Source organism: Endobacterium cereale (assembly GCF_009617585.1).
In the GTDB taxonomy this organism is placed as follows: Bacteria; Pseudomonadota; Alphaproteobacteria; order Rhizobiales; family Rhizobiaceae; genus Neorhizobium; species Neorhizobium cereale.
In genome coordinates this window covers 253,881-275,566 of record NZ_WIXI01000045.1, presented here as the reverse complement: position 1 = coordinate 275,566, position 21,686 = coordinate 253,881, and the positions used below count along the sequence as shown (strand labels likewise).

Here is a 21,686-nt window from a genome sequence, read left to right as displayed (position 1 = left end):
CGGGGCGTTTGTGGGGTGCAGGAGTCGATTTTGATGGATGATTTGACGTCCGAGGACGCAAACATTCAATCTGCCATGCTGGACGTCGTTGCCGAATCCGTTTCGGGCGCGTTCCTTGTCTATGACCGCAACGACCTCATCCTTTTCGCCAGCCCGCAACTGCGCAATTTTTTCCCCAAAATCATGCCGGCCGCCGGTGGCCGCATGCGCGACTTCTTCGGGTCGATCTACGATACGGGCAAACTTTCCGGACGTGACGCCCTGTCGCGGCCGCATCGTTCGCATCTGCCGCGCGAGGACTGGGTGGCCGAGCAGATCGCCAGCTTGTGGAAGGAGCGCTCGGAAACGCTGGAGCGTTGCGGGCCTGAGCGCTGGATTTCCTACACCAAGCGCCGCCTGCCGTCCGGTTACGGCGTTTGCCTCGTCCGGGACGTATCCGAGACCAAGAAACGCGAAGACCAGTGGCGCGCCGATCTGGAGCGCGTGCAGGTCACGGAGGATATTCTCGACAATCTGCCGGTGCCGATCCTAGTCAAGGACCGCAATTTCCAGTTCGTCGCGGTCAATAAGGCGGCCTGCGCGCTCTATGGCCTGCCGGCCACCGCCATCCTTGGCCGCCGGCTGTCCGATCTGCACAAGAACGATTTCGTCGAGCGGCTGGATGATCCCGCCCGCCAGGTGATGGAAAGCGGTAATTCGCTGGTCACGCCGGAACAGATGATCCGTGCCGATGGCCGCGAGGCCTCGATTGTCACCAGCCGGTATCGCATCGGCAAGCCGGGGCGCTATTTCGTAGTGTCCGTCATCAACGATATTTCCGCGCTCGCCGAAGCCGACTTTGCCGCGCCGTCGAGCGATCCGGTGCCGAGCCTCGATTTTTCCGCTTCCGGAATGAGCGACGAAGCTGCGGCCGCGGCCCTGCGGCCCGCGCCGCCCATGCCGGAAGGCCGCCGCGTCCTGCTGGTGACGGCGGATGAGGCCCTGGCATCGGATACGCTTGCCATCCTGCTCGAAGCCGGTATCGATTGCTCGCAGGTCGACGATGCAGCGGAGCTTGAAGTTTTTCTGGATATTGCCGCTGAGGCGGATGTTTCGGTCGATCTGGTTCTCTGCGAACCCGCCATGCAGGCAACCCTTTGTAAGGCGACCGAAGAATACGGCATCGATCTTCTGGCACTGGCGCCGTCCACGCTACGCGGCGATCTGATGGCGGCGCTCGCCCGCAATTTCGCCGAACGGTCGGGCCGGTCGCAAGCCGCCGCCGCCGACGACGACTGGCAGATCGAAGGTTCGTCGCAGATCGATGTGCTCGTGGCGGAAGACAATGCCGTCAACCAGATCGTCTTCTCGCAGATCCTTGAGGGGCTCGGTTATCGTTATATTGTGGCGGCTGATGGCGCAGAAGCGGTGCGCATCTGGCAGGAGCAGCGCCCGCGTGCTGTGCTGATGGATATCACGCTGCCAAGCTTGAACGGTTTCGAGGCAACCCGCCGCATTCGCGAGCTGGAGGGCGGTTCCGGCGCCACTGTTGTTATCGGCGTGCTGCAGCCGGCTTTCGAGAATGATCGCGAGCAATGCCAGCAGGCAGGCATGGATGCGGTTCTGATCAAGCCCGTCAGCAGCGATGCCGTGGAGGCCGTGTTCAACGCCCTCGGGCTGGGTGGCAATGATTCTGCCGAGGACGCGGATATTCTCGCCGTTTGATCAGCTGTGCATGCGCACGCTACGGTTTTCTTAATCTTTTCATCTCATCCTCCTTTGAGCCTAAAGGTGATACGGGATCATGAAATGAAATTGGCAGGCGCCCAGTTGCCTCAGGTCAGCCACAACGAGCTACAGGCTATGGCCTATAGCGATCCGTTGACGGGCTTGGGCAATCGTTACCGGATGCGCGACAAGGTGCGCATGCTGGCGGCTGAACGTGCCGACGATCCTGCTCCATTTGCCATCTGCATCGCCAATCTCGACGGTTTCAAACCCATTAACGATCTTTTCGGCGCCGAAGCGGGCGACGAGATCCTTTGTCAGGTCGGTCATCGCCTGAAAGCCTGCATTCCCGACGGCGCCACAGTCACCCGTCACGACGGCGACGAATTCGCCTTCGTTTTCCCGTTGGTCTTCGAAAAGAATGGTGCCGAACGCATCGGCCAGATGATCAAGGACGTGCTGTCAGCCCCTTATGATCTCGGCGACCGCAATGTGCGCCTGTCCTCCTCCTTCGGTTTTGCCATCTATCCCTTTGCCGGCGAGGAATTCGAGGAGCTTCTGAAAAGCGCCGAAACCGCGCTTTACCGCTCGAAACGTCGCGGTCGTGGCCAGATCACGGTCTATTCCCAGGAAATTGCGCAGGAGATGAAGCGCGCCACGCAGCTTGAACAGGCGCTGCGCAATGCCATCATCGCCGATGCGGTCGATGTCCATTTCCAGCCGATCGTGCGCCTGCGCGATGGCGCAGTCCTCGGTTTCGAGGCGCTCGCCCGTTGGATTGATGCCGATCTCGGTTTTGTGTCTCCCGCCGCTTTCGTGCCGCTGGCCGAAGAGCGCGGCTTCATCGATGCACTGTCGGAAACGCTTCTTCGCAAGGCGGCGGAAGCGGCCCTTGCATGGCCGCGAGAACTGTTTCTCTCGTTCAATCTCTCGTCGGCCCAGCTGATGGATCCGGGCACGGCGCAGTCCATGCTGCAAACACTTGCCCGTGTCGGTCTTGATCCCAACCGTGTCGAGCTGGAGATCACCGAAACGGCGGTGATGACCTCGGCCGATACGGCTCACCGCATCATCACCGAACTGCGCCAGGCCGGCGTGCGTATCTCGCTCGACGATTTTGGCACCGGTCAGTCGAGCCTCGGGCGGCTTCGCGATTTCACCTTCGACAAGGTGAAGATCGACCGCGCCTTCGTGTCGCGCATCACCACCGACCGTGCGTCCGAACACATCATCAAGGCGATCGTCGCCATGTGCGATGGTCTCGACCTGCAGGTGGTGGCGGAAGGCATCGAGCAGATCGAGGAAGCGGAAAAGCTGAAGGCGCTCGGCTGCGGCATGGGGCAGGGCTATTATTACGGAAAGCCGGCCGACAGCATGGCGACGCTCAGATATCTCGAAGCGCATTACCGCGAATTCGCCCGGATCGAACGCATTACCGCCTGATACGGTACAAAGGGCAATCGTTTGGGACACAAGAGCCAATGATGAATTCCTTTGATCGTTCCAAAATCTCAGTGAATCCAGCGAAGAGTGAAGCGTCTGAAGCAGGGTTCGAGGGCATTCGCAAACTTGGCGAATGGAGCAGTCTTCTCGAGAATGGCTCCGAGGAAGGCCGCCTTCTGGCTATCGCTTACGACTATACGAGTTCCCTCAGATGGATGAAAAAGAATCGTGGATGCTGGCATGGCCTAACCGTTGGAGGCCTCTGCGGGGTTTTCCTGTTTCGCATCGAAGCTTATAACAAAGTTCCGGAATATCACTGGGTCGTGGTTGGTCAGAAATGGCCTTATCCCAAATGGAACGATCAGAAAGTGGATGAAAACGCGGTTGCCAATGCAACATATGCCGGTTTGCCGCATGCCTATATTTGGACGGGTATGCCGCCGGAGTTTCCTGGGGCAGATTGCTCACCCGATCCGTTGACGGCACTGGAAGCTTATGTTGGCGTCATTCAGGATTGGATAGATGCGGTCAGGGCTGATGGCGATTTGACGGAAGTTTTCCCGGTTGAGGTTCCCGCCAATCGCAGTGCTGTTGAATATGCAGGGGATGTGGAGCGTTTGTTGCTTCGCATTCAGCGTGAGCTGATCGCCGGTTGATAACTGCCGGCATCGATCATTCCGACTGATGACAACCGGCATGCAATCGTCCGGCGACGACCAGCGCTTCGCCCTTCTTTCACAATCTGACGCTGCAAGAACATTTTGCGCCGCTGATGACGCTCGCCATATCCAAGCCTGTCCGTGATTATCTCCTCATCCGTGATGGTGAGGGGAGAATGGCATGCTTGCGTCCAACGATCCGCTGCTTCAACCATTTCAGCTGAAACACCTGACACTCAAAAACCGCGTCATGTCCACCGCGCACGAACCGGCCTATTCCGAAGGCGGCATGCCAACCGATCGTTACCGGCTGTATCACCGCGAAAAGGCAAAGGGCGGCATCGCGCTCACCATGACCGCAGGCTCCGCCATCGTCTCGCGTGACAGCCCGCCCGCCTTCGGCAACCTGCATGCCTATCGCGACGAGATCGTGCCTTGGATGAAAAAGCTCGCCGATGACTGTCACGAGTACGGCACGGCGGTGATGATCCAGCTGACGCATCTGGGTCGTCGCACCAACTGGAACAAGGGTGACTGGCTGCCGGTACTTGCACCGTCGCCGATCCGTGAACCGGCCCACCGTTCCTTTCCCAAGGAGATCGAGGATTGGGATATCGCGCGCATCGTTTCAGATTATGCCGATGCGGCACAAAGGATGCAGGCTGCGGGTCTGGATGGCATCGAACTCGAAGCCTACGGCCATCTGACCGACCACTTCTGGTCCCCGGCCACCAATCGGCGGGAGGATGAATATGGCGGCTCGCTGGAAAACCGGCTGCGTTTCACGCATCTGATCATTGATGCGGTGCGCAAGGTGGTCGGCCCGGATTTCATCGTCGGCATCCGCATGGTGGCGGATGAGGACTGGGATAAGGGGCTTTCGAAGGAAGAAGGTCTGGCGATCGCCCGATGTCTTGTCGATACGGGAAAGATCGATTTTCTCAATCTTATCCGTGGCCATCTCGAACATGACGCGGCGCTCAACGAGGTCATTCCGATCCAGGGCATGAGGGCCTCGCCGCATCTGGATTTTGTCGGTGAGGTGCGGGCGGCCACAAAATTCCCGGTCTTTCACGCTGCCCGCATCGCCGATGTCGCCACTGCCCGCCATGCCATAGCGGAAGGCAAACTCGACATGGTCGGCATGACCCGCGCCCATATCGCCGATCCGCATATCGTCGCCAAGGTGATGGCGGGGGAGGAGGCGCGCATCCGTCCCTGTGTCGGCGCCACCTACTGTCTCGACCGTATCTATGAAGGCGGCGAGGCGCTCTGCATCCACAATGCCGCCACCGGCCGCGAGGCAATGATGCCGCACCGGATCGACGAAGCGGCGGTGCCGCGCAAGGCCGTCGTCATCGGTGCCGGTCCGGCAGGGCTGGAGGCGGCACGGGTTCTGGCCGAACGCGGCCATGTCGTCACCGTGCTTGAGGCGACGGGGGAGGCGGGCGGACAGGTCAATCTTTTGACCCGCAACCCGCGTCGCCGCGAAATGGTCGGCATCATCGACTGGAGACTGAATGAGCTGGAACGGCTGGGGGTGACAATTTCCTACGACACCTATGCCGAAGCCGAGGATGTGACGGCGCTTGGCGCTGACCTCGTGATCGTCGCCACTGGCGGTTTGGCGCAGTTTCCGGAAATCGAAGCAGGCGAGGAGTTGTTGACCTCCAGCTGGGACATTCTCGCCGGTGCCGTCAAACCGGCTGAAACCGTGCTGCTGTTCGATGACAATGGCGGCCATCAGGGCATGAGCGCTGCGGAAGTGATTGCCCGCGCCGGTTCGGAACTGGAGGTCGTGTCGCCGGAGCGGTTTTTCGCACCGGAAATGGGCGGTATGAATCATGTGCCCTATGCCCGCATCTTTGCCGAAAAGAATGTGCGGGTGACGATCAACACCCGGCTCCATTCGGTGCGGCGTGATGGCAATGCGCTGGTGGCGGTGCTGTCGTCGGATTTCGCACCGGATGTGTATGTGCAGCGACGGGTGGCGCAAGTGGTGGCCGAACACGGCACCATGGCCAATGATGAACTGTACCGTGCGCTAAAACCGTTGTCGCGCAATCTTGGCGCAGTGGATTATCCGGCGTTGATCGAACGGCGGGCACCCTTGCCGCAAACCATGCCGGAAGCGGACTTCGATCTGATCCGTATCGGTGATGCGGTGTCGAGCCGCAATATTCATGCGGCGATCTATGATGCGCTGCGGATGTGTTCGTTGTTGTGAGGGGTGGGCTGCTAGTGTCGCCATGCGTCGTCCGCTGTCGAAGCTGATGCGGGAAACTTCTCCCGCGTCATCCAGCCCTCGGGTTAAATCCGAGGGTTGAGCCAGGATCCAGTCAGCCCAAGTCCTTGAGTTGAAAAGACACTTTCGCCGCGCAGACGCGCGTCGGCTGGTTTCCTGTGACGAGCACAAGGAATGACGGAGATAGGAGCCGCGCCCTTCTGCAAGTCACCGCGCTCAAACCCGGATAGGCAAAAACCACGAAAAAAGGGCGATGCCAAAAGCACCGCCCTTCGAATTGGACCTATAACGGGTCCCTCGGTCCAGCTTGCAAAACCGTTATGGCTTGGCAGGCGTTGCCGGGGTAGTGGCGTTATCGGCCGGAGCGGCAGGTGCCGCCGGGGTTGCAGGAGCCGCGGTCGACGACGTCGTCGTGGCATCCGTACCCGAGGTGGAAGCGGTCTGCTGTTCGGCCAGCGTCATGAATTTCGGAGCGGCCTGAAGCGATTCCGCGGTTTCCGTCGTGGTCAGGCGCACGCTGTTTTCTTCACGCGTCACCGTCAGCTTGTCCATCGGAATGGCGACATTCTTTTCACCGATGCCGAGGAAGCCGCCGACACCGACCACGGCTGCGACAACGCCGCCGTTTTCTTCCAGGATCAGGTCGTTCACATCGCCGATGCTCTTGTCTTCGGCATTATAGATCGACTTGCCCATGTAATCGCTGGCGGCGACCTGCGTGGCGGCCTGTTCGGTCAGATAGGTGCCAGCGGCACCGGCATCAGCCGATTTCATGGCAGGCGCTGCGGGTTTCGCCATCGTATCAGCGGGGGCCGTCTGTTCGGCGGGGGCCGCCGGGGCTGGCGCGGTCGTCTGGGCGAATGCCGGAGCAATCGCGGTGGATGCCATCAGAGCTGCGGCTGCCATCGTGCTAAGGATCTTGCTCATATCAAACCTGCCTTTCTTGTCGTGGATGACGCGGGTTCCGCCCTCTTCGTGAGGGAAGATTTCCCGTGCCGGATCGACAGGAGAATGGCTGGATCAGGCAATTGGTTCCGATTTTAATGACTAAAAAATAGGCGAAAACTTGCGGAACAATTCATCATCCCGCAAGTTAGGTCCCTTCGATTGATTCTACTTTAAGTAGAGTAAGCTAAAGTAGGTAGTCCGGCTCGAAACGGCCTCTGACGCTGATGCCGAGGTCGACGAGATTGCCTGCCTTAGCGTCTGTCTTGCGTGCATTTTCGTCCATGCCCTGCCATGCGGATGTGGTCAGCAGACGATCGGCATTCTCGCCGAAAAATGCCGGGCAACTCGGCTGTTTCACCGGCACTTCATAACGGCCAAGCAGCGTTCCGTCGGGTGCGTAACAATCCAACAAGCCGGCACCCCAGCGGGCATTCCAGATTTTTCCCTCGGCATCGCACACCGCGCCATCCATGCCGCCGGGCTCGCCCTTGTTGTCGATCAGCACGGATGGCTGGCCGGTCGGCAGTCCTGTTGCGGCATCAAGCGCCACCTGCATCAACTGATTGACCTTGGTATCGACGAAATAACCGATCGTGCCATCCGGCGAGAAGCAGATGGCATTGGTGATGCTGATATTGTCGAACAGTTTGGTCACCTGGCCCTTGGCGACATGGTAGATCGCGCCTGCGCCATCTTCCGCCTTGCGGCCCATCGTGCCGATCCAGAGCGCGCCCGATTGGTGAACGCGGCCGTCATTGGAACGGTTGCCCGGCTTATCGGCTTCCAGATCGACATAATGCGCAAACTCGCCGCTCACCGTATCGCGAATGAACAGGCCCTTGTCGGAGGCGATCAATTGCCGTCCGGCATCGATACGGGCAAGCACGCTGCCCATGAAGGGCAGCGGATGGACGCGGGTTTCTCCGCTCACCGTATCCAGTTCATGCAATTCCTGGCCAACGATGTTGAACCACCAGGCCTTGGCCGCGTGCGGATCGAAGGTCGGTCCTTCGCCGAGCTCGCTGGTGGCGGATGAGAGCACGGTGCCCTTGAACGGGATGTTTTGCGCCGTCATGCCTCAGCCTCCCTTTTTCGCCGCGATGGCCGCGTCATAGGCCGCGATCGTCACTTTTGCCCGCTCGCCCACGTCGTCGGCGCTCATGCCCGGCTTGTAAAGGCTGGAGCCGAGGCCGAAGGCAAGGATGTTGGCATCGACATATTCGCCGAAATTGGCATCGGACACGCCGCCAACGGCCGCGATCACCAGTTCCGGCGGCAATACGGCGCGGATGGCGTTGATGCCGGATGGGCCGAGCACGCTTGCCGGGAAAAATTTCAAGCCTGTCGCACCGGCTCGTGCCGCGGCCAGTGCTTCGGTCGCGGTGAAGACGCCGGGCAGGGTCACCATACCCTTGGCTGCCGCGGTTTCGATCACCGCCGGCTCCACATTCGGGCTCACCATCAGCCTGCCACCGGCGGCCTCAAGCGAATTCACCTGCTCGACGGTGAGAACGGTGCCGGCACCGATCAGCACATCGGCCGGGGCAATTTTCGCTGCCATCTCGATGGAGCGGAACGGATCGGGCGAATTGAGCGGGATTTCGATGGCGGTGAAACCGGCTTCGATCAGTGTGCCGACAACGGCGACGGCTTCGGTCGGCTTCAGGCCGCGCAGGATCGCCACCAGCGGGCGCTGCATTTCCGGAAAGGGGATACGGGTCATTGTCATGTCCTTAAGTGTTGCCGCCGAAAACGGTTTTTGCCGCCTGTGAAAGCCCGCGGCGCACCGCCTCGTCGGCGTCTATCGTGTTAAAGGGAAGGTTCAGGGCGTCGAACGCCGCTTCGTAAAGGTCTTGCAGGCGGCCGGAGGCAATCAGCTTGATCGGTGCGTCGAGTTCCTTGCGCTGCCAGCCATCCGCCATGCCGCCGGCAATTTCGGCGCCAATCAGCGTTCCGGAAAGACGGGCGGCGGCCCCGGTCGCGTCCAGCCCGTCCAGCAACTGGCCGGAACGCACGGTGAAGACCAGATTGGTGGCGCGCGCCGGATGGTCGAACGCGCTTTTGATCGCTGCCAGAAACACCGGGTGGCTGCCGTCGAAATCCCCGGCATCCTTGACCGCATGCTGGAGGATGGAGTTTTTCGAGATGACGTCGAAAAGTTCGCCGGTCATGAAACTGGCAAACCCGGTCACCGTTTCGCCAGAGAGCCGCACCCATTTCGAATGCGTACCGGGCATGCAGAACAGCTGTTCGCCGATAACCGACCCGTCGCGGGCGCCAAGCAACTGCGTTTCCTCGCCGCGCATCACATCGGGTGCCGTGCCGCGCTGGGCAATGCCGGGCAGGATGCGGATATCGCGTTTCGCGTCAGGCACCACGGCGGCAGCGGTCAGGACGGCGGGAAGGGCGGCAGGCACATCCACATAGCCGGCTTCCACCCAGCCCTGGCGCGCGCCGGCCATGCCGCAGATGATGACGGGTAAATCATCAGGTGCCGAAAAGGCGCTGAGGTGGCTTTCCAGAATGGTGGAAAACCCGGCCTTTGCCGCGGTAGTCATGCCTTCGCTGCTGCGGCTTTCTTCAAGAACCTGGCCTTCGGTATCGATCAGCCACAGGCGAAAACTGCTGGTGCCCCAGTCCACTGCGGCGTAAGCGGGAGATGTCGTCACAAAATTCCTCCGTCAACGATAATCCATTGGGCCGTCATGGCGGCGGATGCCGCCGAGGCCAGAAACAGGGTTGGTCCGGCCAGATCGTCAGCCACCAGCATGCGCTTCAGGCACTGGCGCTCGATCATCGCGGCAATCGATTGGTCCGTCAGCCACAGGCGCTTCTGCCTCTCGGTTACGATCATGCCGGGCAGAATGGCATTCACACGGATATTGTCCGGCCCCAGCCGGCCGGCAAGGCTTTTGGTCAGGCCGAGAATGCCGGCCTTGGCGGTTGCATATGCCGGCAGTTCACCCATGTTGAGCATGAAGGCGATCGACGAAAAGTTGACGATCGCGCCACCGCCCTGCTGCCGCATGAATGGCACCGCCGCCTGCGACACGAAGAAGACCGGCTTCAGGTTCACCGCGAGGTTTTGGTCCCAATAGTCGTCGCTGGCCGTCTCCAGATCATGCCGGTCATCGCGGGCGGCATTGTTGATCAGAATGTCCAGCCGCCCCAGCAGCCTTGCCGCTTCAGTCACCCCATCCTGCGCGGTGGCGACGTCGGAAAGATCGGCTTCGATGAAATGCACCGGATGCTGCGAGGTCGCCGTCAGGGCATTCGCCAGCGCCCGGCTTTCTTCCACCGCAATATCGATGAATGCCACCCGGCACCCCTGCGCGGCAAAGGCCGATGTCAGCGCCGCACCGATGCCGGTGCCGCCGCCGGTGATCAGCACGCCACGTCCGGCAAGGTCGGGATGAAGGGCAGGAAGTGCCGGCACGGTCTCCTCCAGAGCGGCATCTGAACAATAGAGTTCCGTTAATTGGAACACTGTTTGATTATTTGGAATAGTTCGGCTATGCAGGAAAAAATGTCAAGACGACAATGGGGGCGGCAGCACGGCGCAGCATGGCGGAACGGGAAGAGCATAAGGCAGTTTCCGGCGGCGATACCGGCACGCTCGGCAAGGCGATGGCGTTGGTCGAGCTGATTGCCGAAGCACCGCGGTCGCTTCGCTTTACCGATATCCTCAAAACATCGGGGCAACCCCGTGGAACGCTGCACCGGCAACTGAAGCATCTGGTCGAGGAAGGGTTGATCGAGACGGATGGCGATGGCGGCTATGTGCCGGGATTGCGTCTGCTGCGGCTTGCCTCGCGCAGCTGGTCGCGCAACGAGTTCCGGCAACTGGCGGCGGCGCATCTGCAAGTGTTGCACGAAGCGACAGGCGAGACCGTGCATCTCGCGCTTTTGCGCGGAGCGGAAGTCATTTATCTCGACAAGGTGGAAGCGCGGCAAGCGGTGCGCATGCATTCGCTGATTGGCAATGCCTCACCGGCCTATTGCACGGGTGTCGGCAAGGCGGCGCTTTCGGCTTTGGAGGATGCAGAGATCCGCGCGCGGCTCGAAGGCATACGCTTCGAGCGATTTACCGATAGCACGCATGAGAATGTCGCCTCGCTTCTTGCGGATATCCATGACATCCGCAAGCGCGGTTTTGCCTATGATCTGGAGGAACATCAGCCGGGCATTCGTTGTGTCGCCACATCCATCCACGTGGCGGAACAGAACATTCTGGCCGGTGTTTCCGTCACCGCTCCAGCCTATCGCATTGGTGATGGTGTTCTGGATTCGTGGTCAGGCCCGCTTCTTGTGGCGGCTGATGCGATCGCGCGGGATGTTCATATCGGTCTAGGTCCGCGGCAATAACCATGTCCGGTCAATTCCCCGTAATTTTACGGAGAAAACACAACAAATGTTTGCAAATCTAATCATGTGTCATCATTGTCGGGCGTATTGCGAATAGAGTGATAATCCTTTCGTGAACAGCCGACCGAAAGTCGAATGGGGGCGCTTGGGGTCTGGTCACAGGTTTTGTGTGGCCAAGCGACAGCGAAAAGACAAGAAATGAGACAAATCGATATGGAAAATCTGGGCGCATCTGCGGCCGAGGGCGTCGATATTACCGAAATTCCTGCGCTTAAGACACAATTTGACGTCTTCCGCTTTATGAAGCGGCTGGCGGAAACTTACCGTCAACGTGCTTTTATGGTGATGAACTTGCCGGCCGCGACTGCAACGGAACTGGCTGGCAACACCATCATCACCAATTGGCCGGCGGAACTGCTCACGGCCTTCGATCAGGCAAAGATGCTGACCAACAGCACATTGGTGCGCAAGCTGCGGCGCACCTCCGTTCCTTTCGCCTATGATCTCGAGCAGGTTGTCAAGGCAAGCGGCAACGCAGTTGCCAAAAACATGTTTGAGCGTTTCAATCTGGTGCGTGGTGGTTATTTCCCGGTCAGCGATATCGCCGGCCATCGTGGCGTCGTGTCGATCATCGGCGATGGCCCGGCCTTTTCCAGGCAGCAGATGATGGAACTGATGTATGTTTCCATCCACGTGTTCGAACGCCTGTCGGATATCCGCAGCCTTGATGTCCGCGTCACCGAGCAACTGAGCGACCGTGAGCTCGATTGTCTCAACTGGACCGCCGCCGGCAAAACCAGCAGCGAGATCGCCGGTATTCTCGGTCTGTCAGAGCATACCGTGAACCATTATCTCAACCGTGCAACCAAAAAGCTCGATACCGTCAACCGTACACAGGCAGTGGCAAAAGCATTGCGCGTCGGGCTGATCAAATAGTCATCTTTTGCACTGCAGCATTCCCTTTTTTCTGCTTAAAAAACAGACGCATCCCGCAGTGCATTATTTGCAATGCGCAAAAAGTAACGATCGATCATAATTAACTTTCTGATTTACAACGTTATTTTTGCTATTGAACAAACTGGCACGATCCCTGCATTATTGTCTGCAGGTCCAGAGGGGACTGGAAGCGCACCAAGAGGCGCGAAAGAAGAGAAGAACCGCCGTCGGTTGCCAGTGCGCCTCTCATGGCCCTGCACGGTAACCGGCGGCGGTTCTTTTTGTATTCCTGTTTATTTGCCGGTTCTCCTTTATTTGCTTCATGGCAATCACGACCTATAAGCGTCGCTGTAAATCTGCGCGGCGCACCGTTGCGCTTGGGAATGGATGAAGAGGTTGTTGGTCATGGCGGAAGTCACCAAGGAGCAGGTTCTCGAAACCCTTTCGAAGGTGCGCGGGCCGGATCTCGAAGGCGATATCGTTTCGCTCGGCATGGTCTCGGATGTCTTCATCTCCGATGCAAAAGTCTATTTTTCCGTCAGTGTGCCGGCAGAGCGCGCGCAGGAACTGGAGCCGCTGCGCGCCGCCGCCGAGCGGATCGTGAAAGCCATTCCCGGTGTAAAGGGCGTGCTGGCCACGCTGACCGCCGATCGCAAGGCAGGATCCGCCCCGTCGCCGCGGCCGCAGCCGTCTGCCCCTGCGGGCGGCCATGCGCATCCGCATCCGCCGGCGGGCGGCCCGCAAAGGCCTGCCAAATCGGGCGTGCCCGGTGTCGGTGCCATCATCGCGGTTGCCTCCGGCAAGGGTGGCGTCGGCAAATCCACCACTGCCGTGAATCTCGCGCTCGGGCTTCAGGCCAATGGCCTGCGCGTCGGCCTGCTCGATGCCGATATCTATGGGCCCTCCGTTCCGAGACTTCTGAAAATCTCCGGCCGTCCCGAACAGATCGATGGCAAATACATCAAGCCCATGGAGAATTACGGGCTGAAAGCCATGTCCATGGGTTTCCTCGTCGATGAGGAAACCGCGATGATCTGGCGCGGACCTATGGTCCAGTCGGCGCTTTTGCAGATGCTGCGCGAAGTCGCCTGGGGTGATCTCGATGTTCTCGTCGTCGACATGCCGCCCGGTACCGGTGATGTGCAGTTGACCATGGCGCAGCAGGTGCCGCTGGCCGGCGCCGTCATCGTCTCGACCCCTCAGGATCTGGCGCTGATCGACGCACGCAAGGCCGTGAACATGTTCCGCAAGGTGGAAATCCCGCTTCTCGGCATCGTCGAGAACATGAGCTATTTTCTCGCCCCCGATACCGGCAACCGTTACGACATCTTTGGCCATGGCGGCGCCAAGGCGGAAGCGGAGCGTATCGGTGTGCCCTTCCTCGGCGAAGTACCGCTGACCATGGAAATCCGCGAACGTTCCGACGCCGGCACGCCGGTCGTCGCTGCCGTGCCGGATGGTCCGTCGGCTGCCATCTACCGCGATATCGCCACGGCTGTCTGGGCACAGGTATCGGGGCGGCCACAGCGGAAGGCTCCGGCAATCGTCTTTGAATAAAGGCGTTTTTGAATAGAGGCGCTCGGGGGAGAGGTGGGAACCGTCTTCTCCCTTCGCCGTTTTTGCGATCGTATATGCGGGTGATGCCGTGGAGAGACTGTCGTGATCAATGCCTATCATTCCCACGGTTCGGTCACTGTTCTGACCGCCGAAGAAAATCCTCCCGCACTTGCCGAAGATATCGTCTGGCTCGATTTGGTCGATCCGACACCCGAAGAGGATCGTCATGTCGAACAGCTTCTCGGTATCGAAATCCCGACGCGTGCTGAACTGAAGGATTTCGAGCCTTCCAGCCGGCTCTATATCGAAAAGAACGCCGTGTTCATGACCGCCTCGCTGGTCTGGAAGGCGGATTCCGAAGCGCCCGAAATCACCGACATCGCCTTTATCCTCACCGCCGGCAAGCTGGTGACGGTGCGTTACGCCGATCCTAAATCGTTCAAGCTGTTCACCGCCGAATTGTGCCGCAAGCCCGCAGAGGCGCCGTGGGTGGGCAAGATGCTGCTCGCCCGCCTGCTCGAAACCATTGCCGACCGCACGGCGGAAATCCTCGAATCTGCCGTGGTGCATATCGATGAGTTGTCGAAGGAAGTCTTTCGGCCACGCTCCACGCGTCGCCCGCCGCAGTTTCTGGAGAACAAGCTCGCCGACATCGCCGCCCATCACCGGCTGATCAGCAAGGTGCGCGACAGTCTTGGTTCGCTGTCGCGGATGCTGACCTTCCTTTTGAACGTGCCGCAGATCCACCATCACCCGGAAATCGAAGACCTGTGCAAGACAGTGGCGCATGACATTGCCACGCTGTCGGAACATGCCGGCTTCGTTTCCAGCAATATCGGCTTTCTGCTCGATGCCTCGCTCGGCCTGATCAGTGTCGAGCAGAACGCGATCATCAAGATCTTCTCGATCGCCTCCGTTGTCTTCCTGCCGCCGACGCTGGTCGCCTCCATATACGGTATGAATTTCGAACACATGCCGGAGCTCAGCTGGACGATCGGTTACCCTCTGGCTTTGTTCGCCATGGTTCTGTCTGCCGTCATTCCGTTTTTCTTCTTCCGCTGGAAGGGCTGGCTGTAACGGCTTGCGCCAAACCCCGCCGAGCCGATAACCACACGGTTTTTCTTCACATTTTTGTCTCGTATGCGGCGTGGCCTAAAGGTCACGTCGCGCTGACGTTTGTGTGAAAACGCTAAAACGCCAGGGTTTGCAAGGCTTGAGCCCAAGGACGTTAACCGCTCATCAAGGTTAATGATTCATCTTCAGGGGCATCGATTTGCCTTCGCCTGCTTTGTGTTTTGCCAGCGGCCTGCCTTGTGGAGTACCCGGTTTTGCGTTCGATCAGCGTTTTGCGTCGCAAGTCCTCGTTCCGTATGGAAGGGTGGACATCCCCCGCCGTGTTCGGCCTTGCTGCATGGCTGGTGTTCCCCGCCGTTCCGTCGAATGGCGATCTCACCGATCTTCTGTCCGGCTTCGAGCGTGACGGCGCCCAGTGGCGCATGGTCATGACCAATTCCCCGGCGGGCTCCATCCACAATGCCGAACTGGCTTTTCCTAATGCGCGTGATGCCGGCATGCAGTTGCCGGATGGCCGCAAGGTCGCCTTTGTCGGCAACGGCAATACGAATGCGGAAAAGGATAATCCCGGCGACGGCACGACTGACGAGGAGCGCGTCAACCGCGGCGCCAAGAAGGGCCGTGTCATGGCGGTGGAGCGCATGCAGCCGCCCAAGGCGTTTACTGCCGGTTCTGTTCTGCAGCGCACCAGCTATCTCTTGAGCAAGCCGGAAAAGGGCGGGGAAAAAGTCGCCTTCGTAAAGCCGAAGAAGGGCGAAAAATCTGTCGAGCTTGCCGCCTTCTATTTCCGCAAGAAGGAAGACAAGCTTATCGATGGCGGCATGGACCCGATGATCGCCAAGCTGGTCACCAACACCAGCCCGGATATCCTCGCCACCGCCTATGCACCGGCCAAGCCCGATTATTCCCGCCAGTCACCGTTTGATGCCATCCTGACCGACCCGTCGAAATCCGATCCGAATGCCGGCCGTTTCGTTCCCGAGATCGGCCCCAAGGATCACGCCTGGGCGGCAACCGCGCTGCCGGCAGCGACGTTTTCGCCCAAGGAACAGCAGTGCCTTGCCTCCGGCATCTATTTCGAAGCACGCGGAGAATCGGTGAAAGGACAGGCGGCGGTCGCGCAGGTTATCCTCAACCGCGTGCGCAACCCGGCCTATCCCGACACGATCTGCGGTGTGGTTTACCAGAACGAGGATTGGCGCAACCGCTGCCAGTTCTCCTTCGCCTGCGACAATATCAAGGATCGCGTCCGCTCGGAAGAGCACTGGAAGATGGCCCGCGAGGTTGCCATGGCCGTCACTGCCGGCAAGATCTGGCTGACCGAAGTCGGTTCCGCCACCCATTATCATGCCGTCTACGTACGCCCCGGCTGGGCTCGTTCCATGCAGAAGGTCGGTCGCATCGGCCTGCATGTCTTCTACCGCACCTATGGCGGCGGCTGGAGTTGAGCGGTCGTCGATTTTCCCGCCAGTTTGGCGCGGACTCTCCCGAAAACACCTAAGTTCATGTTTTTCATCGGTTAATTTGTACTGGATGAAGCGCCTGCAACGCCTTGACTATAAGGGCGGGCAAAACTATGTTGCGGCGACTTCAAAACGGGCCGGAAGGCGCGATTTCCTCGGGCCCAGGCATCTCTGGACCGGCTTGCCGGGATGAGATGGGGAGAGGATGACGCGAATGACGGATGACCGGGACGAAGGTCTGGAGCAGCGCCGAAAGCGTTTGACCGCGGAACTTGCGGGAAAACGTACGGACGACGCGGCAGGGGTGGCGAGGGAAGAGCAGTCGGAGGCGAGCCGCAAAGGCATGGCCCTCGGACTGAAAATATCCTCCGAATTCATAGCTGCGATCGCGGTTGGCGCTATGCTGGGCTACGTCCTTGGACTGGTTTGGCCGGCGTCGAAGCCGTGGGGGCTGATTATCCTGCTCCTTCTTGGTTTCTGTGCCGGTGTACTGAACGTACTTCGTTCTGTCGGAATGGTGGCGCCGTCGCCGTTTTCCGAAAAGGATGAAGCGAACAAGGACTGATCGGCGAAAAGCCGTTTGGTTATACAAGAGAATACAAAGCGCGATATTCGCGGCGAAGGAAGAGGGCAAGCGGTGGCAAACGATCCGATCCATCAGTTCCAGATCTCCAAGATCGTTCCGATCGAGATCGGCGGCGTTGACCTGTCGTTCACCAATGCATCGCTGTTCATGGTTGCTACCGTCGCGGTCGCCACCGGCTTCCTGTATTTCGCATCCGCTTCCAAGAGCCTGATTCCGGGCCGTGCGCAGTCGGTTGCCGAAATGTCTTATGAATTCATCGCCAACATGCTGCGCGAAGGCGCCGGCAGCCACGGCATGAAGTTCTTCCCGCTGGTCTTTTCGCTGTTCATGTTCGTTCTGACCGCGAACCTGCTGGGCCTGTTCCCGTATTTCTACACGATCACCAGCCAGATCATCGTCACCTTCGCGCTCGCCGTTCTCGTTATCGGCACGGTCGTTGGTTACGGCTTCTACAAGCACGGTTTCCACTTCCTGAAAGTGTTCGTGCCGTCGGGCATTCCGGGCATTCTTCTGCCGCTGGTTGTCATGATCGAAATCATTTCCTTCCTGTCGCGTCCGATCTCGCTCTCCGTTCGTCTTTTCGCGAACATGCTCGCAGGTCACATCACGCTCAAGGTTTTCGCAGGCTTCATCGTCTCGCTCGCGGCTCTCGGCCCGATCGGTATCGGCGGCGCGATTCTGCCCCTCATCATGACCGTTGCTATCACCGGTCTCGAATTCCTCGTTGCCTTCCTCCAGGCCTACGTCTTCGCGGTACTGACTTGCATGTACCTCAATGACGCAGTTCACCCCGGCGGGCACTAAGGATAACTACCCATTGGCGTCCTGAAGGCGTCAGTCATCAGCCGCAACACCCATTCTAAGGAGATCATCATGGAAGCGGAAGCAGCAAAGTTCATCGGCGCAGGTCTCGCTTGCTTTGGTATGGCCGGCACGGCCCTCGGCCTCGGCAACATCTTCGGCAGCTACCTGTCTGGCGCCCTGCGCAACCCGTCTGCCGCTGACAGCCAGTTCGGCCGTCTGGTATTCGGCTTCGCCGTTACGGAAGCTCTGGGCATCTTCTCGCTGCTCATCGCGCTTCTGCTGCTTTTCGCAGTTTAATTCGCGGCGATTGATTGCATACGGATGGCGGCGGCCCCTTTGAGGGTGGCCGCCATCTTCGATATTCGAATTCCACCTGGAGGTGATGATGCTCGTGACACCGGCACATGCGCAGACCGCGCCGGACGCCACACAGACGCCGGTTGCACCGGGCGCCGCTCCCGCGGGCGAAGTGCATACCGAAACGGGTGTTGCTCATGATGGCGCCCATGCTGGCGGCGTATTCCCGCCCTTTGACAGCGCCCATTTTGCTTCGCAGCTTCTGTGGCTCGTCATCACTTTCGGCGTATTTTTCCTTCTGATCCAGAAGGTTCTCGGCCCCCGTCTGGCAGGCATCCTGTCGGATCGCCATGACCGCATCGCCGCCGACCTTTCCGAGGCAAACCGTTTGCAGGCCGAAGCCGATGCAGCCGTCGAGACCTACGAAAAGGAACTGGCAGCAGCACGCGCCAAGGGTGCCGGCATTGCCGACGCCGCCCGCGAAGCTGCCAAGACCAAGGCAGCGAACGATCGCGCCGCTATCGAGGCTGAACTGGCTGAAAAGCTGAAAGCCGCCGAAGCCAGCATTGGCGAGATCAAGGCAAAGGCTTTCGCAAACGTTGGCGACATCGCTTCGGAAACCGCTTCCGCCATCGTCGATCAGCTGATCGGTGGCAAAGCCACCGACGCCGAGATCAAGACCGCGGTCGCTGCCGCCAAGCAGGGAGCCTGATCCATGGCTTTTGATGCAACATTTTATGCTCTCGTCGGCCTGATCCTTTTCCTCGCGCTCGTTGCCTATCTTAAGGTTCCGGGCATGATGGGCCGCTCGCTCGACAAGCGCGCCGACAACATCCGCTCCGAACTGGACGAAGCCAAGCGTCTTCGTGAAGAAGCCCAGGCGCTGCTCGCTGAATACCAGAAGAAGCGCAAGGAAGCCGAAGAAGACGCCGCAAACATCGTGGCAGCTGCCGAACGCGAAGCCGCTGCGCTGACCGCCGAGGCAAAGCAGAAGACGGAAGAATTCGTTGCGCGCCGCAACGCGCTTTCGGAACAGAAGATCAAGCAGGCCGAAGCCGACGCGATCGGTTCCGTCCGCGCAGCTGCCGTCGATCTGGCTGTCGCTGCTGCCGAAAAGGTGATCGCCGCGAAGGCCGACGCAGCCACCCGCAACGCGCTGTTTTCCGACGCCGTTGCCCAGGTGAAGACGCGCCTGAACTGATCGATCGGTCAGATTGAAATTTGAAAAGCCGGGTGGTGACACCCGGCTTTTTTGTTGGTTTGGCTTCGGAAAAAATCCATTTCAGTCTGGCTTATGTCTGAACTCATCATGTTTTTCCTTGTTTCATTTCTGGTTCTGGCTGTGGTCAGCCCATTCCTGCCGTTGCGTTTCATGTGGCGAACGGCCGGCCTGTCGCTTCTCGCACTGGTGGCGTTCCGGCTGATGCAGGCGCCTGTGCCTGAAGTTGCTGAGGCCTTGGAACTGTTGCCCGTGGCGGGCTTTTTCGGTGTCGTTTTCACCGTCCGGCTCGGCATCGCGGCCTATTTCGGCTGGCTGAACGTGGATGCGCTCATCGGTGAAAAAACGGCCTGGCTGGATGTTCCCCTTCTGATTTTTGTTGGTGCGATCGGCGGTGTCGTGCTGACGATCTGCCTGGCTGACGTTCTTGGCGGAAGCGGCGGCGGCCGTGCGCTTGATCTGGGCGTGGGGTTGGCAGCGGGGTTATCCGCCGCGAGTGTTTTTTATATCGCAAGACGCCATCTTGCCGTCGGCATTCCTCTTGGCGCCGCCTTGTCGGTGCTGACGGTAATTTCATTCGTAGGCTCCGGGCAGTCTTTTCGTATTCTGGAAGAGGCAGAAAAACTGGCGCAGGGACGGCCATGGTGCATCAGTATCCCGATATGGCCAAAGCGGCAGGCGACGTCCGCCGATCTCGGCTTCTTTTCGCTGTCGAAGTACGACAGGCCATATCTCGCGTTTTCCCGCGACGGTCGCATAGAAACTTGGGCGCGTTGGTCGATACGCAGACAACGTTTTGTGGAACGCAAGAGGGACTGGGTCGCATGCGAACCGCAAGCGGATTTCAGGTCGCGTTTGAACTGATCGACGTGTCAGGATGAATTTCATAAAGCCGGGTGGTAACACCGACCTATTTGTTTGGTTGGCGTGACAGGCCGGCGTGTCGCTCGTCAATTGCGGCTCAGCCAGATCTTTGCAAGCTCGAAGAAGTTCAGCGACGGCCTTCTTCCTGTCGCATCCAATGGCATCTGTTTGTCGATGGCGCTCAAGGTGATCCTGCAATCCAAGGCGCCGGCGAGCACATCACTACAAATCATCTGCGCAGCTTGACGGCCTCCTGCGCAAATGCGGTCAAGCACGCATGTCTGATGATAGCGATAAGGCTCATGCCGAGGTTCGGCGGCTATCACATCGTTCAGATCATAATCCTTCCACAGGGCAGGCTTTCCATGGCAGTTCCGGGCAAACGAAAGCATCTGGGACGCGAGCGCTTCGGGAGAGCTGGTTCTGACAAAATCCATATGGTCGAGAGCCGGTGTGTCGCATGTGAATGCGCCGGTGAACCGAAAACTGGCAGGCAGTTTCTCATTGCCGTCAATCTGGAGGGTCGACCAGAGAAGATCGTCCCATGCCAATGGCTTGGCTCGGAACTCGAAGATATCGGGCGCGCCTCTGCGCGGATGTATAGCCAGAACCGAATTGTCGACCCGTCTGGTCAATAGATCACGTCTTGCCGTCCACCCGCTGCCCTTGGCCGATGCGCGAAGTGCGGAAGACAGTTTATCGCGCATTTTTCGTTCCATTACGCCGGGATGTCATCGCGGGTGTATGGGAATGAGTTTAAGAGGAGTTTTACAGTCGTGGGTAGTCAGCGCTGGTCTTGACGCGCTGTCGTGCCGTCGCGTGGTCACTCCACCACGACCCCATCCTTCTTCAGCGGCCGAAAACTCATCCGGTGCAGCACGCACGGGCCATGGCCCTCGATTGCCCCCCTGTGCTGCGCCGTTCCATACCCCGCATGGCCCTCGAAGCCGTAGACGGGATAGACGATGCCGGCACGCACCATCATACGGTCTCGTGTTACCTTGGCGACGATGGAGGCCGCGGCGATCGAGACGGAGCGGGCATCCCCCTTGATGACGGCACGGCCGTGGCAGGTGATGCCGGGCACGACGTCGCGACCATCCGACAGGACGAGGGCAGGGGGCGTGACGAGCCCCGCCACAGCGCGTCGCATGGCATCGAGACTGGCGCGCAGGATATTGCGCTGGTCGATCAGGCGGGGACCGGAGGAGGCGATCGACACTTCAGCGGTCTCGATGATCTCCTGGAACAGTTTTTCGCGCTGTTTCAGGCTGAGTTTTTTCGAATCGTTCAGGCCGGCCGGAATATTGTTAGGGTCGAGAATGACGGCAGCGGCCACCACCGGACCGGCCAGTGGGCCACGTCCGGCTTCGTCTGTACCGGCAATCGGCCACAGGCCTTCGCGGCGTGCGGCGTCCTCAATGCTGAAATCGGGTCTCAGCGGCAGGTCATCAAACAGTTTGGGAGAATCGGGCGGCGTGCTTTTTTTCATGGCGGCGAAAATCGCACGCCGACCCGA

Annotated in this window: 22 protein-coding genes; 15 read left to right on the top strand and 7 right to left on the bottom strand. The window is 59.5% G+C overall.

From position 1 onward, the window contains the following. Positions 1 to 33 precede the first annotated feature (33 nt). From GAO09_RS16790 to GAO09_RS16775, 4 genes are all read left to right on the top strand, one after another. On the top strand, positions 34 to 1,704 hold the full coding sequence (locus GAO09_RS16790) for a response regulator (RefSeq protein ID WP_153355149.1): 1,671 nt from the start codon (positions 34 to 36) through the stop codon (positions 1,702 to 1,704). An 84-nt stretch (positions 1,705 to 1,788) separates the two neighbouring features. After that, positions 1,789 to 3,150, top strand: coding sequence for a putative bifunctional diguanylate cyclase/phosphodiesterase (locus GAO09_RS16785; protein WP_153355148.1), 1,362 nt, complete (start codon positions 1,789 to 1,791; stop codon positions 3,148 to 3,150). A 38-nt stretch (positions 3,151 to 3,188) separates the two neighbouring features. Next, positions 3,189 to 3,806, top strand: coding sequence for a hypothetical protein (locus GAO09_RS16780; RefSeq protein ID WP_153355147.1), 618 nt, complete (start codon positions 3,189 to 3,191; stop codon positions 3,804 to 3,806). Positions 3,807 to 3,990: 184 nt separating this feature from the next. Further along, positions 3,991 to 6,036 (top strand): NADH:flavin oxidoreductase, encoded by a 2,046-nt coding sequence (locus tag GAO09_RS16775; RefSeq protein WP_153355146.1) that lies wholly within the window; start codon positions 3,991 to 3,993, stop codon positions 6,034 to 6,036. A gap of 336 nt (positions 6,037 to 6,372) precedes the next feature. On the opposite strand, the gene GAO09_RS16770 is transcribed toward GAO09_RS16775, so the two are convergent. The 5 genes from GAO09_RS16770 to GAO09_RS16750 form a co-directional block, all read right to left on the bottom strand. Then, positions 6,373 to 6,981, bottom strand: coding sequence for a PRC-barrel domain-containing protein (locus tag GAO09_RS16770; RefSeq protein ID WP_153355145.1), 609 nt, complete (start codon positions 6,979 to 6,981; stop codon positions 6,373 to 6,375). Positions 6,982 to 7,186: 205 nt separating this feature from the next. Then, the gene (locus GAO09_RS16765) at positions 7,187 to 8,077 is read right to left on the bottom strand and encodes an SMP-30/gluconolactonase/LRE family protein (RefSeq protein WP_153355144.1); all 891 of its coding nucleotides are present in this window, start codon (positions 8,075 to 8,077) and stop codon (positions 7,187 to 7,189) included. A gap of 3 nt (positions 8,078 to 8,080) precedes the next feature. Then, positions 8,081 to 8,725, bottom strand: coding sequence for a 2-dehydro-3-deoxy-6-phosphogalactonate aldolase (locus GAO09_RS16760; RefSeq protein WP_153355143.1), 645 nt, complete (start codon positions 8,723 to 8,725; stop codon positions 8,081 to 8,083). A 10-nt stretch (positions 8,726 to 8,735) separates the two neighbouring features. Then, complete coding sequence (locus GAO09_RS16755; protein WP_324185421.1) at positions 8,736 to 9,671, bottom strand: 2-dehydro-3-deoxygalactonokinase; 936 nt, start codon at positions 9,669 to 9,671, stop codon at positions 8,736 to 8,738. Continuing rightward, complete coding sequence (locus GAO09_RS16750) at positions 9,668 to 10,438, bottom strand: SDR family NAD(P)-dependent oxidoreductase (protein WP_324185422.1); 771 nt, start codon at positions 10,436 to 10,438, stop codon at positions 9,668 to 9,670. Before GAO09_RS16750 ends, GAO09_RS16755 begins: the two co-directional genes overlap by 4 nt. A 128-nt stretch (positions 10,439 to 10,566) precedes the next feature. On the opposite strand from GAO09_RS16750, the gene GAO09_RS16745 reads away from it, so the two are divergent. The 11 genes from GAO09_RS16745 (at position 10,567) to GAO09_RS16695 (ending at position 20,167) form a co-directional block, all read left to right on the top strand. Further along, positions 10,567 to 11,367 carry an IclR family transcriptional regulator gene (locus GAO09_RS16745; protein ID WP_209018740.1) on the top strand — a complete coding sequence of 267 codons (801 nt, stop codon included), beginning with the start codon at positions 10,567 to 10,569 and terminating at the stop codon, positions 11,365 to 11,367. Between the two features lie 198 nt (positions 11,368 to 11,565). After that, positions 11,566 to 12,303 (top strand): helix-turn-helix transcriptional regulator, encoded by a 738-nt coding sequence (locus tag GAO09_RS16740; RefSeq protein ID WP_235938226.1) that lies wholly within the window; start codon positions 11,566 to 11,568, stop codon positions 12,301 to 12,303. 405 nt (positions 12,304 to 12,708) lie between these two features. After that, complete coding sequence (locus GAO09_RS16735; protein ID WP_153355231.1) at positions 12,709 to 13,860, top strand: Mrp/NBP35 family ATP-binding protein; 1,152 nt, start codon at positions 12,709 to 12,711, stop codon at positions 13,858 to 13,860. A 102-nt stretch (positions 13,861 to 13,962) separates the two neighbouring features. Continuing rightward, positions 13,963 to 14,937 (top strand): magnesium transporter CorA family protein, encoded by a 975-nt coding sequence (locus GAO09_RS16730; RefSeq protein ID WP_410768843.1) that lies wholly within the window; start codon positions 13,963 to 13,965, stop codon positions 14,935 to 14,937. 269 nt (positions 14,938 to 15,206) lie between these two features. After that, positions 15,207 to 16,382 (top strand): cell wall hydrolase, encoded by a 1,176-nt coding sequence (locus GAO09_RS16725; RefSeq protein WP_235938245.1) that lies wholly within the window; start codon positions 15,207 to 15,209, stop codon positions 16,380 to 16,382. A 229-nt stretch (positions 16,383 to 16,611) separates the two neighbouring features. Next, positions 16,612 to 16,962, top strand: coding sequence for an AtpZ/AtpI family protein (locus tag GAO09_RS16720; RefSeq protein ID WP_153355142.1), 351 nt, complete (start codon positions 16,612 to 16,614; stop codon positions 16,960 to 16,962). Between the two features lie 72 nt (positions 16,963 to 17,034). Beyond that, a complete protein-coding gene (locus GAO09_RS16715; protein ID WP_324185423.1) occupies positions 17,035 to 17,787 on the top strand; it encodes a F0F1 ATP synthase subunit A in 753 nt (250 codons plus the stop codon). 69 nt (positions 17,788 to 17,856) lie between these two features. After that, entirely contained in the window at positions 17,857 to 18,084 is a 228-nt protein-coding gene (locus tag GAO09_RS16710; RefSeq protein ID WP_028750571.1) for a F0F1 ATP synthase subunit C, read from the top strand. An 85-nt stretch (positions 18,085 to 18,169) separates the two neighbouring features. Continuing rightward, on the top strand, positions 18,170 to 18,796 hold the full coding sequence (locus GAO09_RS16705) for a F0F1 ATP synthase subunit B (protein WP_209018739.1): 627 nt from the start codon (positions 18,170 to 18,172) through the stop codon (positions 18,794 to 18,796). A 3-nt stretch (positions 18,797 to 18,799) separates the two neighbouring features. Further along, on the top strand, positions 18,800 to 19,285 hold the full coding sequence (locus GAO09_RS16700) for a F0F1 ATP synthase subunit B (RefSeq protein ID WP_153355139.1): 486 nt from the start codon (positions 18,800 to 18,802) through the stop codon (positions 19,283 to 19,285). 108 nt (positions 19,286 to 19,393) lie between these two features. After that, entirely contained in the window at positions 19,394 to 20,167 is a 774-nt protein-coding gene (locus GAO09_RS16695; protein ID WP_153355138.1) for a hypothetical protein, read from the top strand. 86 nt (positions 20,168 to 20,253) lie between these two features. Here GAO09_RS16695 and GAO09_RS16690 read toward each other — a convergent pair whose 3' ends face one another. Together GAO09_RS16690 and GAO09_RS16685 are read right to left on the bottom strand one after the other, a co-directional pair. Continuing rightward, positions 20,254 to 20,718 (bottom strand): hypothetical protein, encoded by a 465-nt coding sequence (locus GAO09_RS16690; RefSeq protein WP_209018738.1) that lies wholly within the window; start codon positions 20,716 to 20,718, stop codon positions 20,254 to 20,256. Positions 20,719 to 20,990: 272 nt separating this feature from the next. Further along, positions 20,991 to 21,659 (bottom strand): ribonuclease HII, encoded by a 669-nt coding sequence (locus GAO09_RS16685; protein WP_153355136.1) that lies wholly within the window; start codon positions 21,657 to 21,659, stop codon positions 20,991 to 20,993. Between the last annotated feature and the right edge of the window lie 27 nt (positions 21,660 to 21,686).